At 71.7% G+C, this 18,314-nt stretch carries 19 protein-coding genes; 12 read left to right on the forward strand and 7 right to left on the reverse strand.

What is annotated here, in order from left to right; all coding sequences use genetic code 11:
* The first annotated feature begins 39 nt into the window (after positions 1-39).
* The gene (locus tag LHA26_RS06470; protein WP_302898049.1) at positions 40-1,311 is read left to right on the forward strand and encodes a Xaa-Pro dipeptidase; all 1,272 of its coding nucleotides are present in this window, start codon (positions 40-42) and stop codon (positions 1,309-1,311) included.
* 13 nt (positions 1,312-1,324) lie between these two features.
* Here the strand turns inward: LHA26_RS06470 and LHA26_RS06475 are convergent, their stop codons facing one another.
* Positions 1,325-1,789: a DUF3617 domain-containing protein gene (locus LHA26_RS06475; protein WP_252167908.1), complete on the reverse strand. Its 465-nt coding sequence runs from the start codon at positions 1,787-1,789 to the stop codon at positions 1,325-1,327.
* A 79-nt stretch (positions 1,790-1,868) separates the two neighbouring features.
* Between LHA26_RS06475 and uvrB the strand changes: the two genes are divergently transcribed.
* The 3 genes from uvrB to LHA26_RS06490 all read left to right on the forward strand — a co-directional run bounded on the left by uvrB (position 1,869) and on the right by LHA26_RS06490 (position 5,834).
* A complete protein-coding gene (gene uvrB / locus LHA26_RS06480; RefSeq protein ID WP_252167909.1) occupies positions 1,869-4,070 on the forward strand; it encodes an excinuclease ABC subunit UvrB in 2,202 nt (733 codons plus the stop codon).
* A gap of 83 nt (positions 4,071-4,153) precedes the next feature.
* Positions 4,154-4,678, forward strand: a complete 525-nt coding sequence (locus LHA26_RS06485; protein WP_252167910.1) for a hypothetical protein — start codon at positions 4,154-4,156, stop codon at positions 4,676-4,678.
* A gap of 325 nt (positions 4,679-5,003) precedes the next feature.
* The gene (locus LHA26_RS06490) at positions 5,004-5,834 is read left to right on the forward strand and encodes a TIGR01459 family HAD-type hydrolase (protein WP_252167911.1); all 831 of its coding nucleotides are present in this window, start codon (positions 5,004-5,006) and stop codon (positions 5,832-5,834) included.
* 14 nt (positions 5,835-5,848) lie between these two features.
* On the opposite strand, the gene LHA26_RS06495 is transcribed toward LHA26_RS06490, so the two are convergent.
* From LHA26_RS06495 to LHA26_RS06510, 4 genes are read right to left on the reverse strand one after another with little or no spacing between them, the layout of a single operon-like run.
* Positions 5,849-6,859 carry a nucleotidyltransferase family protein gene (locus LHA26_RS06495; protein WP_252167912.1) on the reverse strand — a complete coding sequence of 337 codons (1,011 nt, stop codon included), beginning with the start codon at positions 6,857-6,859 and terminating at the stop codon, positions 5,849-5,851.
* A complete protein-coding gene (locus LHA26_RS06500; protein ID WP_252167913.1) occupies positions 6,856-7,713 on the reverse strand; it encodes an HprK-related kinase A in 858 nt (285 codons plus the stop codon). Before LHA26_RS06500 ends, LHA26_RS06495 begins: the two co-directional genes overlap by 4 nt.
* A complete protein-coding gene (locus tag LHA26_RS06505) occupies positions 7,710-7,982 on the reverse strand; it encodes an HPr-rel-A system PqqD family peptide chaperone (protein ID WP_252167914.1) in 273 nt (90 codons plus the stop codon). Before LHA26_RS06505 ends, LHA26_RS06500 begins: the two co-directional genes overlap by 4 nt.
* Positions 7,983-7,985: 3 nt before the next feature.
* On the reverse strand, positions 7,986-8,396 hold the full coding sequence (locus LHA26_RS06510; RefSeq protein ID WP_252167915.1) for a hypothetical protein: 411 nt from the start codon (positions 8,394-8,396) through the stop codon (positions 7,986-7,988).
* A gap of 84 nt (positions 8,397-8,480) precedes the next feature.
* Here LHA26_RS06510 and LHA26_RS06515 point away from each other — a divergent pair, with 84 nt between their 5' ends.
* From LHA26_RS06515 to LHA26_RS06535, 5 genes are all read left to right on the forward strand, one after another.
* Positions 8,481-9,734 carry a sensor histidine kinase gene (locus LHA26_RS06515; protein WP_252167916.1) on the forward strand — a complete coding sequence of 418 codons (1,254 nt, stop codon included), beginning with the start codon at positions 8,481-8,483 and terminating at the stop codon, positions 9,732-9,734.
* A 61-nt stretch (positions 9,735-9,795) separates the two neighbouring features.
* The gene (locus tag LHA26_RS06520) at positions 9,796-10,692 is read left to right on the forward strand and encodes a PstS family phosphate ABC transporter substrate-binding protein (protein WP_252167917.1); all 897 of its coding nucleotides are present in this window, start codon (positions 9,796-9,798) and stop codon (positions 10,690-10,692) included.
* An 86-nt stretch (positions 10,693-10,778) separates the two neighbouring features.
* A complete protein-coding gene (gene phoU / locus LHA26_RS06525; RefSeq protein ID WP_252167918.1) occupies positions 10,779-11,483 on the forward strand; it encodes a phosphate signaling complex protein PhoU in 705 nt (234 codons plus the stop codon).
* Positions 11,484-11,487: 4 nt separating this feature from the next.
* Complete coding sequence (gene phoB, locus LHA26_RS06530; RefSeq protein WP_252167919.1) at positions 11,488-12,186, forward strand: phosphate regulon transcriptional regulator PhoB; 699 nt, start codon at positions 11,488-11,490, stop codon at positions 12,184-12,186.
* A gap of 59 nt (positions 12,187-12,245) precedes the next feature.
* Entirely contained in the window at positions 12,246-12,470 is a 225-nt protein-coding gene (locus LHA26_RS06535; RefSeq protein WP_252167920.1) for a hypothetical protein, read from the forward strand.
* A gap of 7 nt (positions 12,471-12,477) precedes the next feature.
* Here the strand turns inward: LHA26_RS06535 and LHA26_RS06540 are convergent, their stop codons facing one another.
* Entirely contained in the window at positions 12,478-12,666 is a 189-nt protein-coding gene (locus LHA26_RS06540) for a hypothetical protein (protein ID WP_252167921.1), read from the reverse strand.
* A gap of 170 nt (positions 12,667-12,836) precedes the next feature.
* On the opposite strand from LHA26_RS06540, the gene edd reads away from it, so the two are divergent.
* The 3 genes from edd to LHA26_RS06555 all read left to right on the forward strand — a co-directional run bounded on the left by edd (position 12,837) and on the right by LHA26_RS06555 (position 16,913).
* The gene (gene edd / locus LHA26_RS06545) at positions 12,837-14,657 is read left to right on the forward strand and encodes a phosphogluconate dehydratase (protein WP_252167922.1); all 1,821 of its coding nucleotides are present in this window, start codon (positions 12,837-12,839) and stop codon (positions 14,655-14,657) included.
* 10 nt (positions 14,658-14,667) lie between these two features.
* Complete coding sequence (gene eda / locus LHA26_RS06550; protein ID WP_252167923.1) at positions 14,668-15,285, forward strand: bifunctional 4-hydroxy-2-oxoglutarate aldolase/2-dehydro-3-deoxy-phosphogluconate aldolase; 618 nt, start codon at positions 14,668-14,670, stop codon at positions 15,283-15,285.
* Between the two features lie 182 nt (positions 15,286-15,467).
* The gene (locus LHA26_RS06555) at positions 15,468-16,913 is read left to right on the forward strand and encodes a CYTH and CHAD domain-containing protein (RefSeq protein WP_252167924.1); all 1,446 of its coding nucleotides are present in this window, start codon (positions 15,468-15,470) and stop codon (positions 16,911-16,913) included.
* A 3-nt stretch (positions 16,914-16,916) separates the two neighbouring features.
* Here LHA26_RS06555 and fumC read toward each other — a convergent pair whose 3' ends face one another.
* A complete protein-coding gene (gene fumC, locus LHA26_RS06560; protein ID WP_252167925.1) occupies positions 16,917-18,311 on the reverse strand; it encodes a class II fumarate hydratase in 1,395 nt (464 codons plus the stop codon).
* Positions 18,312-18,314: the final 3 nt, after the last annotated feature.

An 18,314-nucleotide genomic window follows, 5' to 3' on the forward strand; every position in this document is an offset into this window, starting at 1 on the left:
GCCCGGCCTCCGCCGGCGCCAGTTCGTCGGAGCATCGCCTTGCGTATCCTTACCGCGCTCGCCGGCCTCGCGCTCGGCCTCGCCGCCCTGCCCGCCCGCGCCGAAACCGTGATCGTCACCGCCGCGCGCATGATCGACGGGCTCGGCAATGCGCCGGTGGAGCGGCCGCAGATCACCATCGTCGATGGCCGCATCACCGCGATCGGCCATGCGGGCGATGCCGCGCCGGCGGGCGCGCGGCGGATCGATCTGGGCGCGCGCACGCTGCTGCCGGGGCTGATCGACATGCATGTCCATCTCACCCATGATCCCCGGCTCTCGGGCTATAACCGGCTCAACTATACCGACAGCTTCTGGACGGTGGTGGGCGTGGCCAATGCTCGGCGCACGCTCGAGGCGGGCTTCACCACCGTCCGCAATGTCGGCGCGGCCGATTATGCCGATGTCGCGCTGAAGCAGGGGATCGAGGGCGGCTATGTGCCGGGCCCGCGGATCGTGCCCGCCACCTATGCGATCGGCGCGACCGGCGGCCATTGCGACGATACCGAATTCCCGCCCTCGGTCACCACGCCCGCCGACAATATCGCCAATTCGCCCGACCAGTTTCGCGCGCTGGTGCGCAAGCTGCGGAAATATGGCGCGGAGGTGATCAAGGTCTGCATGACCGGCGGGGTGCTCTCCAAGACGGATTCGGTCGGCGCGCAGCAAATCTCCGCCGAGGAGATCAAGGCGATCGTGGACGAGGCGCACATGCTGGGCCTGCGCGTGGCGGTCCACGCCCATGGCACCGAGGGCATCAACACCGCGCTCCGCGCCGGCGTGGACACGATCGAACATGCCAGCCTTGCCGATGCCGAGAGCTTCCGCCTCGCGCGCGCCCATGGCGCCTGGTTCGACATGGATATCTACAACGACGATTACATTCTCGCCGAGGGCGCCAAGAACGGGCTGTTTCCCGAAAGTCTCGCCAAGGAGCGCGCGATCGGCCTCAAACAGCGCCAGACCTTCCGCGCCGCCCATGCCGCCGGCGTGAAGCTGCTCTTCGGCACCGATGGCGGCGTCTATCCCAATGGCGACAATGCCCGCCAGTTCGCCAAGATGGTCGAATGGGGGATGACGCCGATGGAAGCGATCCGCGCCGCCACGGGCGAGGCGGCCATCGCCCTCGATCGCAGCGCCGATGTCGGCGCGATCGCGGTCGGCCGCTATGGCGACCTGATCGCCGTGTCGGGCGATCCGCTGGCGGATGTCCGCCGCCTCGAACATGTCGAGGTGGTGATCAAGGGCGGCGCTGTGGTGAAGGGGGAATGAGCGCGCGGCGCGCTCAGCCCGCCGGGCAGGCTGCCAGCCGCCGGCCGCTGTCGCGCCCGCGGAAGCCCATGTCGAAATGGTCGTTGCGGCCGGTGCCGGTGAAGGTGAAATCATAGCCCGTGGCGGTGTAGGTGCCGCTGCCGTCGACATGGAGCGCCTGGCCGCGCGCATCGGTGCAGTCGCCGCTCGCGACGATGCGGCCGCCCGCCATGTCGAAGCGGGTGAAGCGGCAGGCCTGGCCGACGCTGCCGAGCAGGATGGCGCGGGGATCGGCCAGTTCGGCGGCGCTGTAGCAATCGCGCCGCGGCCGCGGGGTCGGCAGCACCTTCTGCATCTGCGCCGCCATCTCGCTCGATCCGTTCACGCTATCCAGCGCGAAGACCAGCGTTTCCTCCCAGAGACCGGGCATCAGCGGCGGCGCCGGCGCGGCGGCGAGGAGCAGAGGCAGGGCGAGCGCGATGCGGAGCGGGCGGATCATCGCCCGGCCCTAGCCGCGCGGTGCGGGAGCGGCAACCGCATGGCTGGCGTCTGCCGCACGGGCGCCCCATATCAGCGTCATGGCCATCCAGATCCGCACGAATCTCGCCGAACCCGAGACGTCCTCGATGTTCATGCCGCACCGGCCCGAACGGCCGGAGAAGAGCGAGGGCGGCAAGCCCTTCCGGCTGGTGTCCGATTATGCGCCGTCGGGCGACCAGCCGCGCGCGATCGGCGAGCTGGTGGCGGCGGCGCGCGAGGGCGATCGCACGCAGGTGCTGCTCGGCGTCACCGGCTCGGGCAAGACCTTCACCATGGCCAAGGTGATCGAGGAGATGCAGCGCCCCGCGCTGGTGCTGGCGCCCAACAAGATCCTCGCCGCTCAGCTTTACGGCGAATTCAAGCAATTCTTTCCCGATAACGCGGTCGAGTTCTTCGTCAGCTATTATGATTACTATCAGCCCGAAGCCTATGTGCCGCGCACCGATACCTATATCGAGAAGGAAAGCTCGATCAACGAGGCGATCGACCGGATGCGCCATTCGGCGACGCGCTCGCTGCTGGAGCGGGACGATGTGCTGATCGTCGCGTCGGTCTCCTGCCTCTACGGTATCGGCTCGGTCGAGACCTATTCGGCCATGACCTTCAGCCTCAAAAAGGGGCAGACCGCCGATCAACGCGAGATCATCCGCAAGCTGGTGGCGCTCCAGTACAAGCGGAACGACCAGTCGTTCGCGCGCGGCAATTTCCGCGTGCGCGGCGACAATCTCGAGCTTTTCCCCTCTCACTATGAGGACACCGCCTGGCGCGTCACCTTCTTCGGCGACGAGATCGAGCAGATCACCGAGTTCGATCCGCTCACCGGCAAGAAGGTGGCGACGCTCGATTATGTGAAGGTCTATGCCAATTCCCACTATGTCACCCCCGGTCCGACGCTGAAGCAGGCGACCGAGGCGATCCGCCACGAGCTGACGGAGCGGCTGAAGGAGCTGGTCGGCGAGGGCAAGCTGCTGGAGGCGCAGCGGCTCGAGCAGCGCACCAATTTCGATCTGGAGATGATCGCGGCGACCGGCTCCTGCGCCGGGATCGAGAATTACAGCCGCTTCCTGACCGGCCGCCTGCCGGGCGAGCCGCCGCCGACGCTGTTCGAATATCTGCCCGAGAACGCGCTGCTGTTCGTGGACGAGAGTCACCAGACCGTGCCGCAGGTGGGCGGCATGGCGCGGGGCGACCATCGCCGCAAGATCACGCTCGCCGAATATGGCTTCCGCCTGCCGTCGTGCATCGACAACCGCCCGCTGCGCTTCAACGAATGGGATGCGATGCGCCCGCAGACCATCGCCGTCTCGGCGACCCCGGGCCCGTGGGAGATGGAGCAGGCCGGCGGCGTGTTCGCCGAGCAGGTGATCCGCCCGACCGGGCTGGTCGATCCGCCGGTCGAGGTGCGGCCGGTGGAGCATCAGGTCGATGATCTGGTGCAGGAGTGCAAGGACACCACCGCGCGCGGCTATCGCGCGCTGGTGACGACGCTGACCAAGCGCATGGCGGAGGATCTCACCGAATATCTGCACGAGGCGGGGATCAAGGTCCGCTACATGCACAGCGATGTCGAGACGCTGGAGCGGATCGAGCTGATCCGCGACCTCAGGCTCGGCGTGTACGACGTGCTGGTGGGGATCAACCTGCTGCGCGAGGGGCTTGATATCCCGGAATGCGGGCTGGTCGCGATCCTCGATGCCGACAAGGAGGGCTTTCTCCGGTCCGAGACCTCGCTGATCCAGACGATCGGCCGCGCCGCGCGCAACGCCGACGGCCGCGTGATCCTCTATGCGGACAGCATCACCGGATCGATGGAACGCGCCATGGCCGAGACCGAGCGGCGCCGCGCCAAGCAGCAGGCCTTCAACGAGGCGCATGGCATCACGCCCGAGACGGTGAAGCGCAACGTCACCGATATCGTCGCGCATCTCGCCAGCCGCGATCAGGTGACGGTGGACACCGGCATCGAGGACAAGCCGCACATGGTCGGCCATAATCTGCGCGCCTATATCGAGGATCTCGAGAAGAAGATGCGCAAGGCCGCCGCCGATCTGGAGTTCGAGGAGGCCGGCCGGCTGCGCGACGAGATCCGCCGGCTCGAGGCGGACGAGCTCGGCCTACCCGGCGAGCCCAGCCACGCGCCGATCAAGGGCAATTCCACGCTCGGCAAGCCGGGCACGCGCCAGACGCGCTATGGCAAGGCGCGGCAGGTGCGGGCGGAGAAGCGCGCGCGCGGGCGCTGAGCGCGGGCGCTTCGCCCCGCCGGGCGCGGCGGGGCGCCGCCGCCGAATTGCCTCGCGCCGCCGGCCGGGGCATGAGGCGGCCCATGGTCCGCTCCGCTTTCGCTCTGCTTCCCCTCCTCGTCCTGGCCGGCTGCGTCGCCGCGCCGCCGCCGCGCGCGCCCGCGCCGCGCCCCGCCCCGCCGGCTCCGGCGCTGCCCGCGGCGCCGCCGCAGCAGGATTGGCGCGACGTGCCGCTCACCCCGGGAGACTGGCGCTGGCAGGCGCTGCCCGGCCGGGGCTCGATCGCGCAGTTCGGGCCGGCGGGGCAGGCCGCGCTGGTGGCGCTGCGCTGCGATCCCGCGCGCCGCGTGGTGCAGCTGTCGCGCGCGGGCGCGCTCGCCGCTTCGGGGATGCTCGCCGTCACCACCTCCTTCGGCCGGTTCGCGGTGCCCGCCGGCAATGGCGGCGGCACCCCGCCCGCCATCATCGCCCAGTTCGCCGCCGCCGATGCGCGGCTGGATCAGCTCGCCTTCAGCCGCGGCCGCTTCCTGCTGGATGCGCCCGGCCAGCCGCAGCTGGTGGTGCCCGCCTGGCCCGAGGTGGCGCGCGTGATCGAGGATTGCCGCTGAGCGGCCCCGCCGCCCGCCCCGCCCGCGCCACGCCGTGGCGTTAGGGGAGATTTGCGGATGGCGAATAAGCTTGAATCCTTAACCGCGATGACTCACACTCGCCGGCGTCCATCAACTGGCGAAAGGAGGTGATCCGATGTCTCATGGTTCAGCCGAGAGGTCGGTTCTGTCCGTTCGGGAGATGCCTCGCTAAGCCACGCTTAGCGGGCCCAGGTCTCCCGGGCCGGACCTCCGGCCGCTGACCATGCGAGACCGCCGGGGCGAGACCCGTTCCGGCGGTCTTTCTCTTGTCCGCGCGCCGCCCGCGCTCCTTGCGAGACCCGCCATGATCCGCCTGCCCGAGGATGCCCGCCTGCTGCTCTGCGATGTGTGGGGCGTGGTGCATGATGGCGTGCAGGCCTTTGCCGGCGCCCGCGCCGCCCTGGCCCGCTGGCGCGGCGAGGGCCGGACGGTGGTGCTCGTCACCAATGCGCCGCGCCCGTCCGCGCCGATCCGCCGCCAGCTCGCCCGGCTCGGTGTCGGCGACGCGCACTATGACGCGCTGGTCAGTTCGGGCGATACCGGGGTCGAGCTTGTCCGGCGCGCCGGCGGCCGCGCGGGCTTCATCGGCACCCGCACCGATCATGCCGCGCTCACCGAGGCCGGGCTGGCGCTGGTGCGCGATGGCGCGGAGGCGCTGCTCGTCTGCACCGGGCTGGAGGAGGATCGCCCCGATCCCGCCGATTACGACGCCGAACTGGCCCGGATGCGCGCGCGGGACACGCATATGCTGTGCTTCAATCCCGATCGCGTCGCCTATCACGGCACCACCCTGGATATCTGCGCGGGCGCCATCGCCGAACGCTATGAGGCGCTGGGCGGCCGCGTCACCTATACCGGCAAGCCCTTCGCTCCCATCTACGAACGCGCCTGCGCGCTGGGCGCCGCGGCGGCCGGACGCGCCTTCGCGCCGCACGAAGTGGTGGCGATCGGCGATGCCGTGGCCACCGATCTGCTCGGCGCCGCCGGCATGGGCTATCGCTTCCTCTTCGTCACCAGCGGGATCGAGCGCCATGCCATCGCCGAACAGGGCGAGGCGCGCTTCCTGGCCGACATGCGCGCGCGCCACGCGCTCACCGACTTCGCCCCGCTCGCCATCGTCCCCGCGCTGGACTGACGAGGCGCGCCTGCCTAGCGCGCGGGGCGCCAGCGTGGCGGCAGCGCCTTGATGGCGAGGTGCCGGGCGAGCAATGGTGGCGGCATCCGCAGCGCGTGCGACCGAAGATAGAAGCCGAAGCGCGTGGCGGCGTGGCGCTGCCGCCCCCAGCCGTCGCGCACCAGCAGGCGGCGGCGGACCAGCGCGTCGAAGCCGTTGAAGCGGCCCGCCCAGTCGGGACAGGGCGTCTCGTAGAGGCGATGCGCGAGCCGCAGCGCCTGCCGCACCGGGCCGAGCAGCCCGTGCCGCCGCGCCTGGTCGCGCAGCGCCGCCACCCCCTGTTCGCGGACGAGCCGATCGATATCCCACAAATTGCGCAGGCCGCCGGAAAGATCGCCATCGGCGAGAAGATGCGCGGCGGCATGGACGATGCGGTCCGCCGGCGCCAGCGCCCACAGGCCCTGGCCGAGCGGCACCGCCTCGGCGCACAGCGCGGCGGCGTCCGGGCGGGGCCGCGCGGTGGGCGGGAGGATGCTGTGATGGACGTCGATCAGCCGATCGCGCTCGGCATGGATGAGCGGCGGCAATTCATGCATCCAGCGGCGATAATAGGCGTCGTCATAGGGATCGGTCTTGACCGGCTCCCAGCCCGCGCCGATCAGCGCCGCCTCCACCGCCGCCAGCGCCGCACGCGGCACCAGGATATCGAGATCGCCGATCGCCCGCCCGCGCGCCGCGGTCGATCCGGCGGCGGCGAAGGCGGTGCCCTTGAGCAGGATGGGCGCCACCCCGATCGGCGCCAGCGCGCGCCGCGCCATCTCCGCCTCCCACAGGGCGGCGCGACGCTCGGCCTCGGCCCCCTCGATCGCGTCGGAGAGCAGCGCGGCGACCCCCGCCGGCGCGGCGCGCGCATCCAGCCGCATCGCCAGCGTGCCGAGCAGGCGCTCGGCGCGGGCGGCGGTGAGCAGCCCCGTCCAGCCGGCCTCGTCCAGCGCCGCGACCGTATCCGGCGCGACCAGCGCCCGCACCAGTGCGTGCGCGCTCATCGCCGCGCCTCGGCCCAGAGCCGCTCGACCAGCCGCAGCGCCGCCGCGCTGTCCGGATAATCGATGGCGCAGACCGGCACGGCCGCGATCAGCCGGGTCAGCGCCACGAACCCCGCCTCGCCCAGCGCCACGTAATTGGTGGAGGCCTGGGTAAGGCGGACAAAGGCCTCGCTCGGCGGCACCGCGGCCACCGCCTCGGCCGCGCCGAAGCGCGGCAGCAGCAGCAGCGCGGGCGGCGCCGGTTCCGCCATCCGCGCGAGCGCCGCGGCCGGCGGCCGGACATAGCCGATCCGGCCCTTGGGCGTGCCGGGGATTTCGGCGGCGATGACGCCTCCTGCGGCGCGCACCACCGCGATCGCCGCATTCTTGAGGCTGGCCGGGCGCGGAAATGGATGGATGCAGCCATCCTCCCGCCCCACCAGCGCGAATTCGTCCCCCAGAAAGCGCCAGCCGGCCAGCATCAGCAGCGCGGCGAGCGTGGATTTGCCCGAGCCGGACGCGCCCGCGAGCAGCAGCACCCGCCCGTCGCGTTCGAGCGCGGCGGCGTGGAGCAGCAAATGGCGCCGCCAGCCGAGCGCGACCTGCAGATTCATCCCCATTTCGGCCGCGACCAGCCCCTGGGCGAGCGGCAGCGGCACCGTATCGGGCAGCCAATAATCGCCCGAGATCGTCACCGCCGGCCGCACCAGCCGCCGCCACGGGCGCGGCGCCGTCAGCCGAACGGTGCAATCGGGCACGCGCTCTTCATCGGGATAGCCGGCATAGAGCGCGCGCAGGGCGGCGATCGGCGCCGCCCAATCGGCGCCGATGCGGAAGCGCACCGGGCCGACCGTGATCGCATGCTGGTGCCTCACCGCCGCTGCGCCAGGCCGATCGCCACCAGCTCGTCCAGCCGCGCCGCCAGCGCCGCCGGATCGGCATCGGCGATGTCGAAGCGCCGCGCCAGCCGGGCGAGCAGCGTGGCGGCGTCCGCCGGCCCCTCGGCCAGCGCGTCCAGCAGTTCGGGCAGGGGACTGGCGAGGAGATGCGTGGCGCCGGAGGGGCGGTGGTACAGCGCGGTCATCGCGTCCAGCGGCACCACCAGCCGCGTCGCCGGCGGCTCGGCCGCGTAGCGCGCCGGCATGGCTCAGGCGCGCGGCATCTGCAGCGAGGCGTAGCAGGTAAAGCCGCTCGTCCCCTGCTGGAGCCGGCGGATATAGTTGACATAGGCCTGGCGCGACCGGGGATCGAAGCCGGGCGGCGAGAGGCCGTTGAGCATCGCCTTGGCCTCGGCGCCGGTGACGGGCCGCGGCGCCGGGGGCACCGCCCCGGCGGTGCCGCGCGCCACCAGCGTGCCGTCCTGCGCGATATAATGATCGGCGCGCGGCGGATCGGGCAGCGGGATGGTGCAATGGCTGACCGAGGCGGCGGTGCTCGCCAATGCCGGGCGGATGGTGACCACCGAAGAGGCCGCCGCCGCGCCCAGCATCAGCAGCTGGCGCCGGCCGGCGCGCTTTTCGGGCGCGACCGACTCCGAATCGTCATTGTCCTCAGCCATCAATTGTCCAATGTCACGAGCGAGCTTTCCCAGGCGTAAACATCGTCGCCGGTTATTGGAAGGGATGCCGCGCGGGTGTGACCCATGGCTGCTAAGAGGCTTGGCCTGAAAATGCGGGCGCGGATCGCCCTGGCGCTGCCGCTGCTCGGCGCGGGGGTGCTGCTGGCGCTCGCGGTCGGCGCGAGCCCGCTCGCCATCGCCGCCGGGCTCGCGCTCGGCATCGGCGCGGCGGTGCTGCTCTGGCCCGAGCCCGCGCCCGAGCGCCCGCCCGAGCCCGCGCCGTCCGCCGATCAGCCCCGGGTGGAGGAGCTGATGGCCGCCTTTGGCGATCCGCTGCTGCTGGTGGAGGGGCGCATGGTCATCCACGCCAATACCGCCGCGCGCGAGGCGCTGGGCCCGCATGTCGAGGGCGAGGATGTGCGCCTCGCCATCCGCCATCCCGCCGCCGCCGAACTGCTGGTCCGCCGCGCCGAGGATAAGCCGGGCCAGGTCGATCTGGTCGGGCTGGGCGATCGCGACCGGCCCTGGACGCTGTCCACCCAGCCGCTCGGGCGCGGCCTGCGGCTGGTGCGGCTGGTGGATCGCAGCGAAGGCCGCGCGGCCGAGCGCATGCGGGTCGATTTCGTGGCCAATGCGAGCCATGAGCTGCGCACGCCGCTGGCCAGCCTGATCGGCTTCATCGAGACGCTGGAAGATGCCAATGGCCCCGAGGATGCGCCGGTCCGCGCGCGCTTCCTCAAGATCATGGCGGGCGAGGCGCGGCGGATGCAGCGGCTGGTGGAAGATCTGATGTCGCTTTCGCGGATCGAGGCCGATCGCCATCGCGCGCCCGCCGAGGCGGTGGCGCTGGTGCCGCTGGCGCGCGAGGTGGCGGATGCCTTTGGCGTGGACGTCAATCATCGCCGCCGCATCCGGATCGAGGCGGGCACGGTGCCGGCGGTGGCCGGCGATCGCGCGCAATTGTCGCAGCTGCTCCACAATCTGATCGGCAACGCGCTCAAATATGGCGACGCCGCCAAGCCGGTGCGGGTGGTGGTGACCCGGCTGGAGACGATGGTGCGGCTCAGCGTCGCCGACGAGGGCGAGGGCATCGCCCCCCAGCATCTGCCGCGCCTCACCGAGCGCTTCTACCGCGTCGACGCCAGCCGCAGCCGCGCCATCGGCGGCACCGGCCTCGGCCTCGCCATCGTCAAGCATATCGTCGAGCGGCATCGCGGCCGGCTGGATATCGCCAGTGTCCCGGGGCGCGGCACCGAGGTGACGGTGCTGCTGCCGATCGCGCAGAATGCGGGCGAGACGCCGGGCCTCGAGACGCCGCCGGGCGCCCTCGCCCGCTAACGCGCGCCGCCGCCGCGCGCACGGCGCTTCCCCGCGCCGCGCGGGCTTCGTAAGACGGGGCATGCCCGCCTTCCCGCCCCGCTTCCGCCGCGCCGCCCTGCTGCCGCTGCTGCTCGCGCTGGCGGCGGGCGGATGTCGCGGCCCGGCCGCCGGGCCGCCGCCGCGCCAGATCCGGCTGGTGGGGGCGGTGGCGGGCTTCCCCTTCGCCACCGCGCTGGCCGAGCAGGTCGCGCGCTCGAGCCCGGAGGCGATCGCGCCGCTCGCGCGCGCCACCGGCAACGAGGCCGGTATTGCCGCCTTCTGCGCCGGCAAGGACGCGCCCGCGCTGCTTCTCACCACCCGGCCGATCGCCCCCGCCGTTCGCGCGCGGTGCCGGGGCGGCCGCTTGCTCGCCCTGCCCTTCGGCTGGACCGCGCCGGTGCTGGTGCCGGGCGCGGCGGCGCCGGCGCCCGCGCTGACGGCGGACCGGCTGAGAAGCGCGATCACCGGCGCGGCGGCGCGCTGGTCCGATATCGATCCCGCCTTGCCCGGCGCCGCCATCGCGCTGATCGGCCCCGCCGCGCCGGAGGAGGTGCTGCCCGGCCTCGGCGCCCCCCGCCGCGACGGCCGCTACCGCGCTCAGCCCGCCGATATGCGGCTGGTGCTGGCGGCGCTGGCCACCGCGCCCAACGCGCTCGCGCTGCTGCCCTATGCCGATGCCGCGCGCGCCGGCCGCGCGCCGCTGCCGCTGGCCGGCATCGCCCCTGATCCGGCAGCCATCGCCGCGGGCCGCTATCCGCGCGTGCCGCTGCTCCTCTATGTCCACGCACGCGATGTCGCGCGCTGGCCCGAGCTGCGCGCGGCGCTGCGCCTGTTCGTGGCCGCCATGGAACCGGGCGGGCTCTTCGCCGCCAAGGGCCTGGTGCCGCTGGACGCGCCCGCGCGGCGGGCGGTGGAGGGCGCCGTCGCCAAGCTGTAACATTCAACGTGCAAGGGGCTGGGCGCGTCTTCCGGCCCCGCCTCGCGCGGGCTAGTTTCCGCCGGATAACGAGTCGGGATGAGAAGATGGCGACCACGGGCCATACCGTTAAGGCGTTCGATACGGACCTCGGCCAGATCCGCGGCCTGGTGTCCGAGATGGGCGGCCGCGCCGAGGCGGCGATCACCGACAGCATCGGCGCGCTCGCCCAGCTGGATCTGGAAACCGCCGCGCGCATCGTCGAGGATGATCGCCGGCTCGACGAGCTGGAAGCCGAGGTGGAACGCCACGTCATCCGGCTGATCGCGCTGCGCCAGCCCATGGCGGACGATCTCCGCGAGGTCGTCGCCGCGCTCAAGATCTCGGGCGTGGTCGAGCGGATCGGCGATTACGCCAAGAATATCGCCAAGCGCGTGCCGCTGCTGGCGGATATGCATTCGTCCGAGCCGCTGGCGATCCTGCCCGCCATGGCGCGCGCCGTGTCCGATCTGGTGCGCGCCGCGCTCGATGCCTATGCCGCGCGCGATCCCGCCGCCGCGATCGAGGTCTGCCGCGCCGATCGGCAGGTGGATGATTTCTACAACACGCTGTTCCGCTCGCTGCTGACCTACATGATGGAGAATCCGACGGCGATCACGCCCTCGGCGCATCTCCTCTTCATCGCCAAGAATCTCGAGCGGATCGGCGATCATGCGACCAATGTCGCCGAAATGGTCTATTTCGCCGCCACCGGCGAGCAGCTGACCGAGCGGCCGCGCGGGCAGGATCCGCTCGCGGTGATGGGGGCCTGAAGGCATGCCCGGTCGCGTCCTGCTGGTCGAGGATGACGGCGCGCTCGCCGAGCTTGTGTCCTGGCATCTGGAGCGCGAGGGCTTCGAGGTGGAGCGCACCGCCGATGGCGAGGAAGCGCTGCTGCTCGCCTCCGAAAGCGCGCCGGATCTCGTGCTGCTCGATTGGATGGTCGAAGGCCTGTCGGGCATCGAAGTGTGCCGCCGGCTCCGCCGCCGCGCCGAAACCGCCAATCTGCCGATCATCATGCTCACCGCGCGCGGCGAGGAAGAAGATCGCATCCGCGGCCTCCAGACCGGGGCCGATGATTATGTCACCAAGCCCTTCAGCCCGCGCGAGTTGATCGCGCGCGTCACCGCCGTGCTGCGGCGCGTGCGGCCCGCGCTCGCCGGCGATCGGCTCGCCTATGGCGGCATCGAGATGGATCTGGTGGGCCATAAGGTGCGCCGCGATGGCGACGCGATCATGCTCGGGCCGACCGAATTTAGGCTGCTCCGCCATTTTCTGGAGCATCCCGGCCGCGTCTTCTCGCGCGAGCGGCTGCTGGATTCGGTCTGGGGCCGCGAGGCGGATATCGAGCCCCGCACCGTCGACGTGCATATCCGGCGGCTGCGCAAGGCCATCAACGAGGATGGCGCGCGCCCCGACATCATCCGCACGGTGCGCTCGGCCGGCTATGCGCTCGATGCCGAGGGCCAGGCCTAGCGGGAACCGCGCCGCCCGCCCCCGCTTTATGGCGGCGGGGAACGGAAAGGCGGTCTTAGGTGAGCCTCTGGGTGGCGATGGCGATGCTGGGCACGATCGGCGGCCCCGAGGCGGCCGGGTTCGATCTCGCCCGCCCGCGCCCGGCGCCGCTGCTGCTGCCCGCGCATCCGACGCGCGCCCGCTGGCTCGCCCCGGAGCTGGGGCCACCGCCGGCGGCGCACAAGGCACCGGCCCGGCTTCGCATCCGGGGCCGGCGCGTGAAGCTGCGCATCCCGTTCGGCTGAGCGGCGTCTATTCCTCCGCGATCTGCTTCACATAGTGGCCGGCGACCAGCACCACGGCGCCGATCGCCAGCGCCGGCACCACGCGCTTGAGCACCTGCCAGCCGACCACGCCGAGCACCGCGCCGGCGGCGCCGCCTTCGCCATCGCTCTCGTCGATTTCCTTGCCGACCAAAGCCCCGATCAGATTGCCGATCATTCTGTGTCCTTTCGCGTCATGCCCTGCCGGACGAGGACGCGGCAGGATCGGCGCGGTTCCCTCACCGGCAAAAGCGATCGCGCGCGCGCCTTTTCGCGCATCTGTCGTGCGTAGCGGCTAGGCGCTACAAGGCTTGCATTGCGCACGCCGACATGACAGCGAGAGCCAAGATGAGCCTCCACCCTGAAGTCGCCGCGGTTACGGACCGTGTCATCAGCCGTTCCAGCGCGGGGCGCCGCGCCTATCTCGATCTGATCGCGCGCGAGCGCGACGCCGGCGTCCATCGTCCGCGCCTCGCCTGCGGCAATCTCGCCCATGGCTTCGCCGCCGCCGGCGAGGACAAGGCGACGATCCGCGCCGGATCGGCGATGAATATCGGCATCGTCACCGCCTTCAACGACATGCTGTCGGCCCATCAGCCCTATGGCCGCTATCCCGAGCAGATGAAGCTGTTCGCGCGCGAGGCCGGCGTCACCGCGCAGGTGGCGGGCGGCGTGCCGGCGATGTGCGATGGGGTCACCCAGGGCCAGCGCGGCATGGAGCTGTCGCTGTTCAGCCGCGACGTGATCGCGCTCTCCACCGCCGTTGCGCTCAGCCATGGCATGTTCGAGGCGCAGGCGCTGCTCGGCATCTGCGACAAGATCGTGCCGGGCCTGCTGATTGGCGCGCTGCGCTTCGGCCATCTGCCGGCTTTGTTCGTGCCGGCGGGGCCGATGCCCTCGGGCATCGCCAACAAGGAGAAGCAGCGCGTCCGCCAGCTTTATGCCGAGGGCAAGGCGAGCCGCGACGAGCTGCTGGAAAGCGAGGCCGCCTCCTATCACGGCGCCGGCACCTGCACCTTCTACGGCACCGCCAATTCCAACCAGATGATGATGGAGATGATGGGCCTGCAGCTGCCGGGCTCGTCCTTCGTCAATCCCGGCACCCGGCTGCGCACCGAACTCACGCGCGCGGCGGTCCACCGGCTCGCGGCGATCGGCTGGGACGGCAATGGCTATCGCCCGCTCGGCCTGTGCGTGGACGAGCGCGCCATCGTCAACGCCGCGATCGGGCTGCTCGCCACCGGCGGCTCCACCAACCATGCCATCCACCTGCCCGCCATCGCGCGCGCGGCCGGGATCCTGTTCGACTGGGAGGATCTGGACCGGCTCTCGGCGGTGGTGCCGCTGATCGCGCGCGTCTATCCCAATGGCGCCGGCGACGTGAACCATTTCCAGGCGGCGGGCGGCCTCGCCTTCGTCACCCGCACGCTGCTGGAAAACGGCCTGCTGCACGGCGACATCCTCACCGTCGCCGAGGGCGGCATGGCCGATTATACGCGCGAGCCCGTGCTCGAGGGCGAGACGCTGCGCTGGATCGACGGCCCCGCCGAAAGCCGCGATACCGCCATGCTGCGCCCGGTGCCCGCCCCCTTCCTGCCCGATGGCGGCATGCGGCTGGTGCAGGGCAATCTCGGTCGCGGCACCTTCAAGACGAGCGCGGTGGAGCGCGAGCGCTGGACGATCGAGGCGCCCGCGCGCGTCTTCGAGGAACAGGATGATGTCGTCCGCGCCTTCAAGGCGGGCGAGCTGGATCGCGACGTAGTGGTGGTGGTGCGCTTCCAGGGGCCGCGCGCCAACGGCATGCCCGAGCTGCACAAGCTCACCCCCTCGCTGGCGGTGCTGCAGGATCGCGGCCATCGCGTCGCGCTCGTCACCGACGGGCGGATGTCGGGCGCGTCGGGCAAGGTGCCGGCGGCGATCCATGTCACCCCCGAGGCGCTGGGCGGCGGCCCGCTCGCCCGGCTGCGCGACGGCGACATCATCAAGCTGTGCGGCCATGACGGCGAACTGACGGTGAAGGTGGATGCGGCGGACTGGGCGGCGCGCGCCCCCGCCACGCCGCGCGAAGCGCAATGGGGCACCGGGCGCGAATTGTTCGCCTTCATGCGCCAGGGCGCCGACGGCGCCGAACAGGGCGCCTCGGCCATGCTCGCCGCCGCCGCTCTTTGAGGAGATGGACATGACTCTCGATGTTGCCGGCGTGATGCAGCTGGCGCCCGTCATCCCGGTGCTGGTGGTGGAAGATGTCGCCCATGCCCGGCCGATCGCCGAGGCGCTGGTGCGCGGCGGCCTCCCCGCGCTGGAAGTGACGCTGCGCACCCCGGCCGCGCTGGAGGTGATCCGCGAGATGGCGCAGGTGGACGGCGCGGTGGTGGGCGCGGGCACGGTGCTCAATCCCGCGCAGATGGAGGCGGCGCAGGCTGCGGGCGCGCGCTTCATCGTCTCGCCCGGGCTGACGGAGCCGCTCGCCAAGGCCGCGATCGCCGCCGACATGCCCTTTCTGCCGGGCACGGCCAATGCCTCGGACATCATGCGCGGGCTCGATCTCGGCCTCACCCATTTCAAGTTTTTCCCGGCCATGGCGGCGGGCGGCGTGCCCGCGCTGAAAGCGATCCTGGCGCCGCTCCACATGGTGAAGATCTGCCCCACGGGCGGCATCACCCAGGCGAGCGCGGCCGAATGGCTCGCCATTCCGCAGGTGCTTTGCGTGGGCGGGAGCTGGCTGGTCGGCAAGGGCGCGCCCGATCCGGCGGCGATCGAGCAGGCGGCGCGGGCGGCGCGCACGCTCGCCGGCTGATCGCGGCGCGCGGGCGTGCCCCGCGCGCCGATCCGCTGCCGCCGATCCGCCGGCTTTCGGGCGCGCCCCCGCAAGGGCGGCGCATCCAACCGGCGCGGGCGGACGTTCACCCCCCGCGCAGGCAGAAGCGGGAGGAGCAGCATGGCAGCCGGAACGGGCGGGATCCGCCAGCGGGGCGGGCGATGAGCAGCCCCACCGAGATCGAGCTCAAGCTCGAAGCCGAAACGCTGGCGCCGCTTGCCGATCTGGCGCTGCTCGCGGCGCTGCCCGCCGAGAGGGCCCTGCTCGTCTCCACCTATTATGATACGCCGGAAGGCCTGCTGCGCGCGCGCGGCTATACGCTGCGCATCCGCGAGCAGGAGGGGCGGCTGATCCAGACGGTGAAGGCCGAGGGCGCGGCGGTGGCCGGGCTCTACGTCCGCCCCGAATGGGAATGCCCGCTGAAGGCGCCCGTGCCCCGGCTCGATGCCGAGGCCGGGCCGCTCCGCCCGCTGCTCGACGACGCCGCGCAGGGCGCGCTGGCGCCGCGCTTCGTCAGCCGGGTGTCCCGGCGCAGCGGCCTGGTGACGCATCAGGGCGCCACCATCGAGGTCGCGCTCGATGAGGGCGAGAGCGTGGCCGGCCCGCGCCGCGCCCCGCTGTGCGAGGTGGAGCTGGAACTCAAGGCCGGCGCGCCCGACGCGCTGTTCGATCTCGCGCGGCGGCTCAATGCGGCGGTTCCCGTGCGGCTGGGCGTGCGCACCAAGGCAGAGCGCGGCTATGCACTCGGCGATCCGCTGCCAGCCTCCCACAAGGCCGAGCCCGTGCGGATCGGCGGCGATGCGCGCGAGGCCTTCGCCGCGGTGGCGGCGGCCTGCATCCGCCATTTCCGGCTGAACGAGACGCTGCTCATGGCGGGCGGCGGCGCTCCGGCGCTGCACCAGGCCCGGGTGGCACTGCGGCGGCTGCGTTCGGCCTTCTCACTGTTCAAGCCGCTCTTCGCTGACGACGCGACCGCGCTGCGGCTGAAGGAGGATCTTAAAGCGATGGCGGCCGCGCTAGGCACGGTGCGCAATCTCGACGTGCTGATCGCGCGGCTGGGCCCGACGCCGCCGCCGGCGCTCACCACCGCGCGCCAGGCCGCGCTGGAGGCGGCGCTGCGCCAGCTCGCCAGCCCCGAGGCGCGCGCCACGCTGCTCGATCTCGCGCAGTGGCTGGCGCTGGGCGCGTGGCGCACCGCGCCCGCCAATCCCGAGCGGGCCGGCCAGGATGCCGCCCGCTTTGCCGCCGCCGTGCTCGAGCGGCGGCGCAAAAGGCTGAAGAAGCAGGGCGCGCATCTCGCGGCGCTCGACGATGAGGCGCGCCACCAGGTGCGGATCGAAGGCAAGAAGCTGCGCTACGCGGCGGAGTTTTTCGGCGGCCTGTTCGGCGGCAAGAAGGCGCGCCGGCGGCTCAAGGCCTTTCTGGCCGCGATCGAGGCGCTTCAGGAGGAACTGGGCGAGCTCAACGATCTCGCCACCGCGCCGACGGTCTATGCCGATCTCGGCCTGCCGCTGCCCGCCGAGGCGCCGGACCGCGCCGCCATCCTCGCGCGCGCCGAGGCCGCCTATGACGACCTCATCGACGTGAAGCGCTTCTGGCGGACCTGATCGCTAGTCGGCGAGCGAGGGGCTGGTCATCCGCGCCGGATCGACGACGCGGTCGAAGGTGGCGGCGTCGACATGGCCGAGCGCCAGCGCCGCCTCGCGCAGGCTGAGATCATGATGCATCGCGTGATGCGCGATCTCGGACGCCTTGTCATAGCCGATCACCGGCGCCAGCGCCGTCACCAGCATCAGCGAGCGGCCGACATGCTCGGCGATCCGGCGGCGATCGGGCTCGGTGCCTTCGATGCAGAAGCGGCGGAAATTGGTGCAGCCATCCGCCAACAGCCGGATCGACTGGAGGAGATTGTGCAGGATGAGCGGCTTGTAGACATTCATCTCGAGCAGGCCGCCGGCCCCGCCGAGCCCGACCGCGACATCATTGGCCATCACCTGCGCCGCCACCATGGTGAGCGCCTCGACCTGGGTGGGATTGACCTTGCCCGGCATGATCGAGGAGCCGGGCTCATTCTCGGGCAGGCGAAGCTCGCCCAGCCCGGCGCGCGGGCCGCTGGCGAGCAGCCGCACATCATTGCCGATCTTGGCGAGCGAGACGGCCAGGGTGCGCAAAGTGGCGGACAGCTGGACCAGCGCATCATGCGCGCCCTGCACGGCGAATTTGTTGGGCGCGCTCTCGAAGGGCAGGCCGGTCAGCGCGGCGATGCGCGCGCAGGCGGCCTCGGCGAAGCCCGGCGGCGCGTTGATGCCGGTGCCCACCGCCGTGCCGCCCAGCGCCAGCCGATAGGTGCCGGGCAGCGCCGCCGCGATCCGCGCCTGATCCTCCTCCAGCATCGCCGCATAGCCGGAAAATTCCTGGCCCAAGGTCAGCGGGGTCGCATCCTGCATATGGGTGCGGCCGATCTTGACGATCTCCGCCCAGGCCCCGGCCTTGTCCGCCAGCGCGGCCTGGAGCGCCGCCAGCGCGGGCAGCAACAGTTCGTGCGTGGCGGTGGCGGCGGCGATGTACATGGCGGTGGGGAAGCTGTCGTTCGACGACTGCGCCATGTTGACATGGTCGTTGGGATGGACGGGATCCTTGCCGCCGAGCGGCTTGCCCGCCAGCTGCGCCGCGCGGTTGGCGATCACCTCGTTGACGTTCATGTTGAACTGGGTGCCGCTGCCGGTCATCCACACATGCAGCGGAAATTCGTCGCGATGCTCGCCCGCCAGCAGCTCGTCGCAGGCGGTGGCGATCAGCCGGTGCCGCGCCTCGCCCAGCCGCGGCGCGTTCACATCCGCGCAGGCGCGCTTGAGCAGCGCATAGGCGGTGATCAGCTCGGGCGGCATCTTCTCGCGGCCGATCGAGAAATAATGGAGCGACCGCTGGGTCTGCGCGCCCCAGAGGCGATCGGCGGGCACCGCGATGGCGCCCATGCTGTCGGTTTCGGTGCGAGTCTCGGCCATGGT

This window comes from Sphingomonas morindae, from assembly GCF_023822065.1.
Classification (GTDB): Bacteria; Pseudomonadota; Alphaproteobacteria; order Sphingomonadales; family Sphingomonadaceae; genus Solisphingomonas; species Solisphingomonas morindae.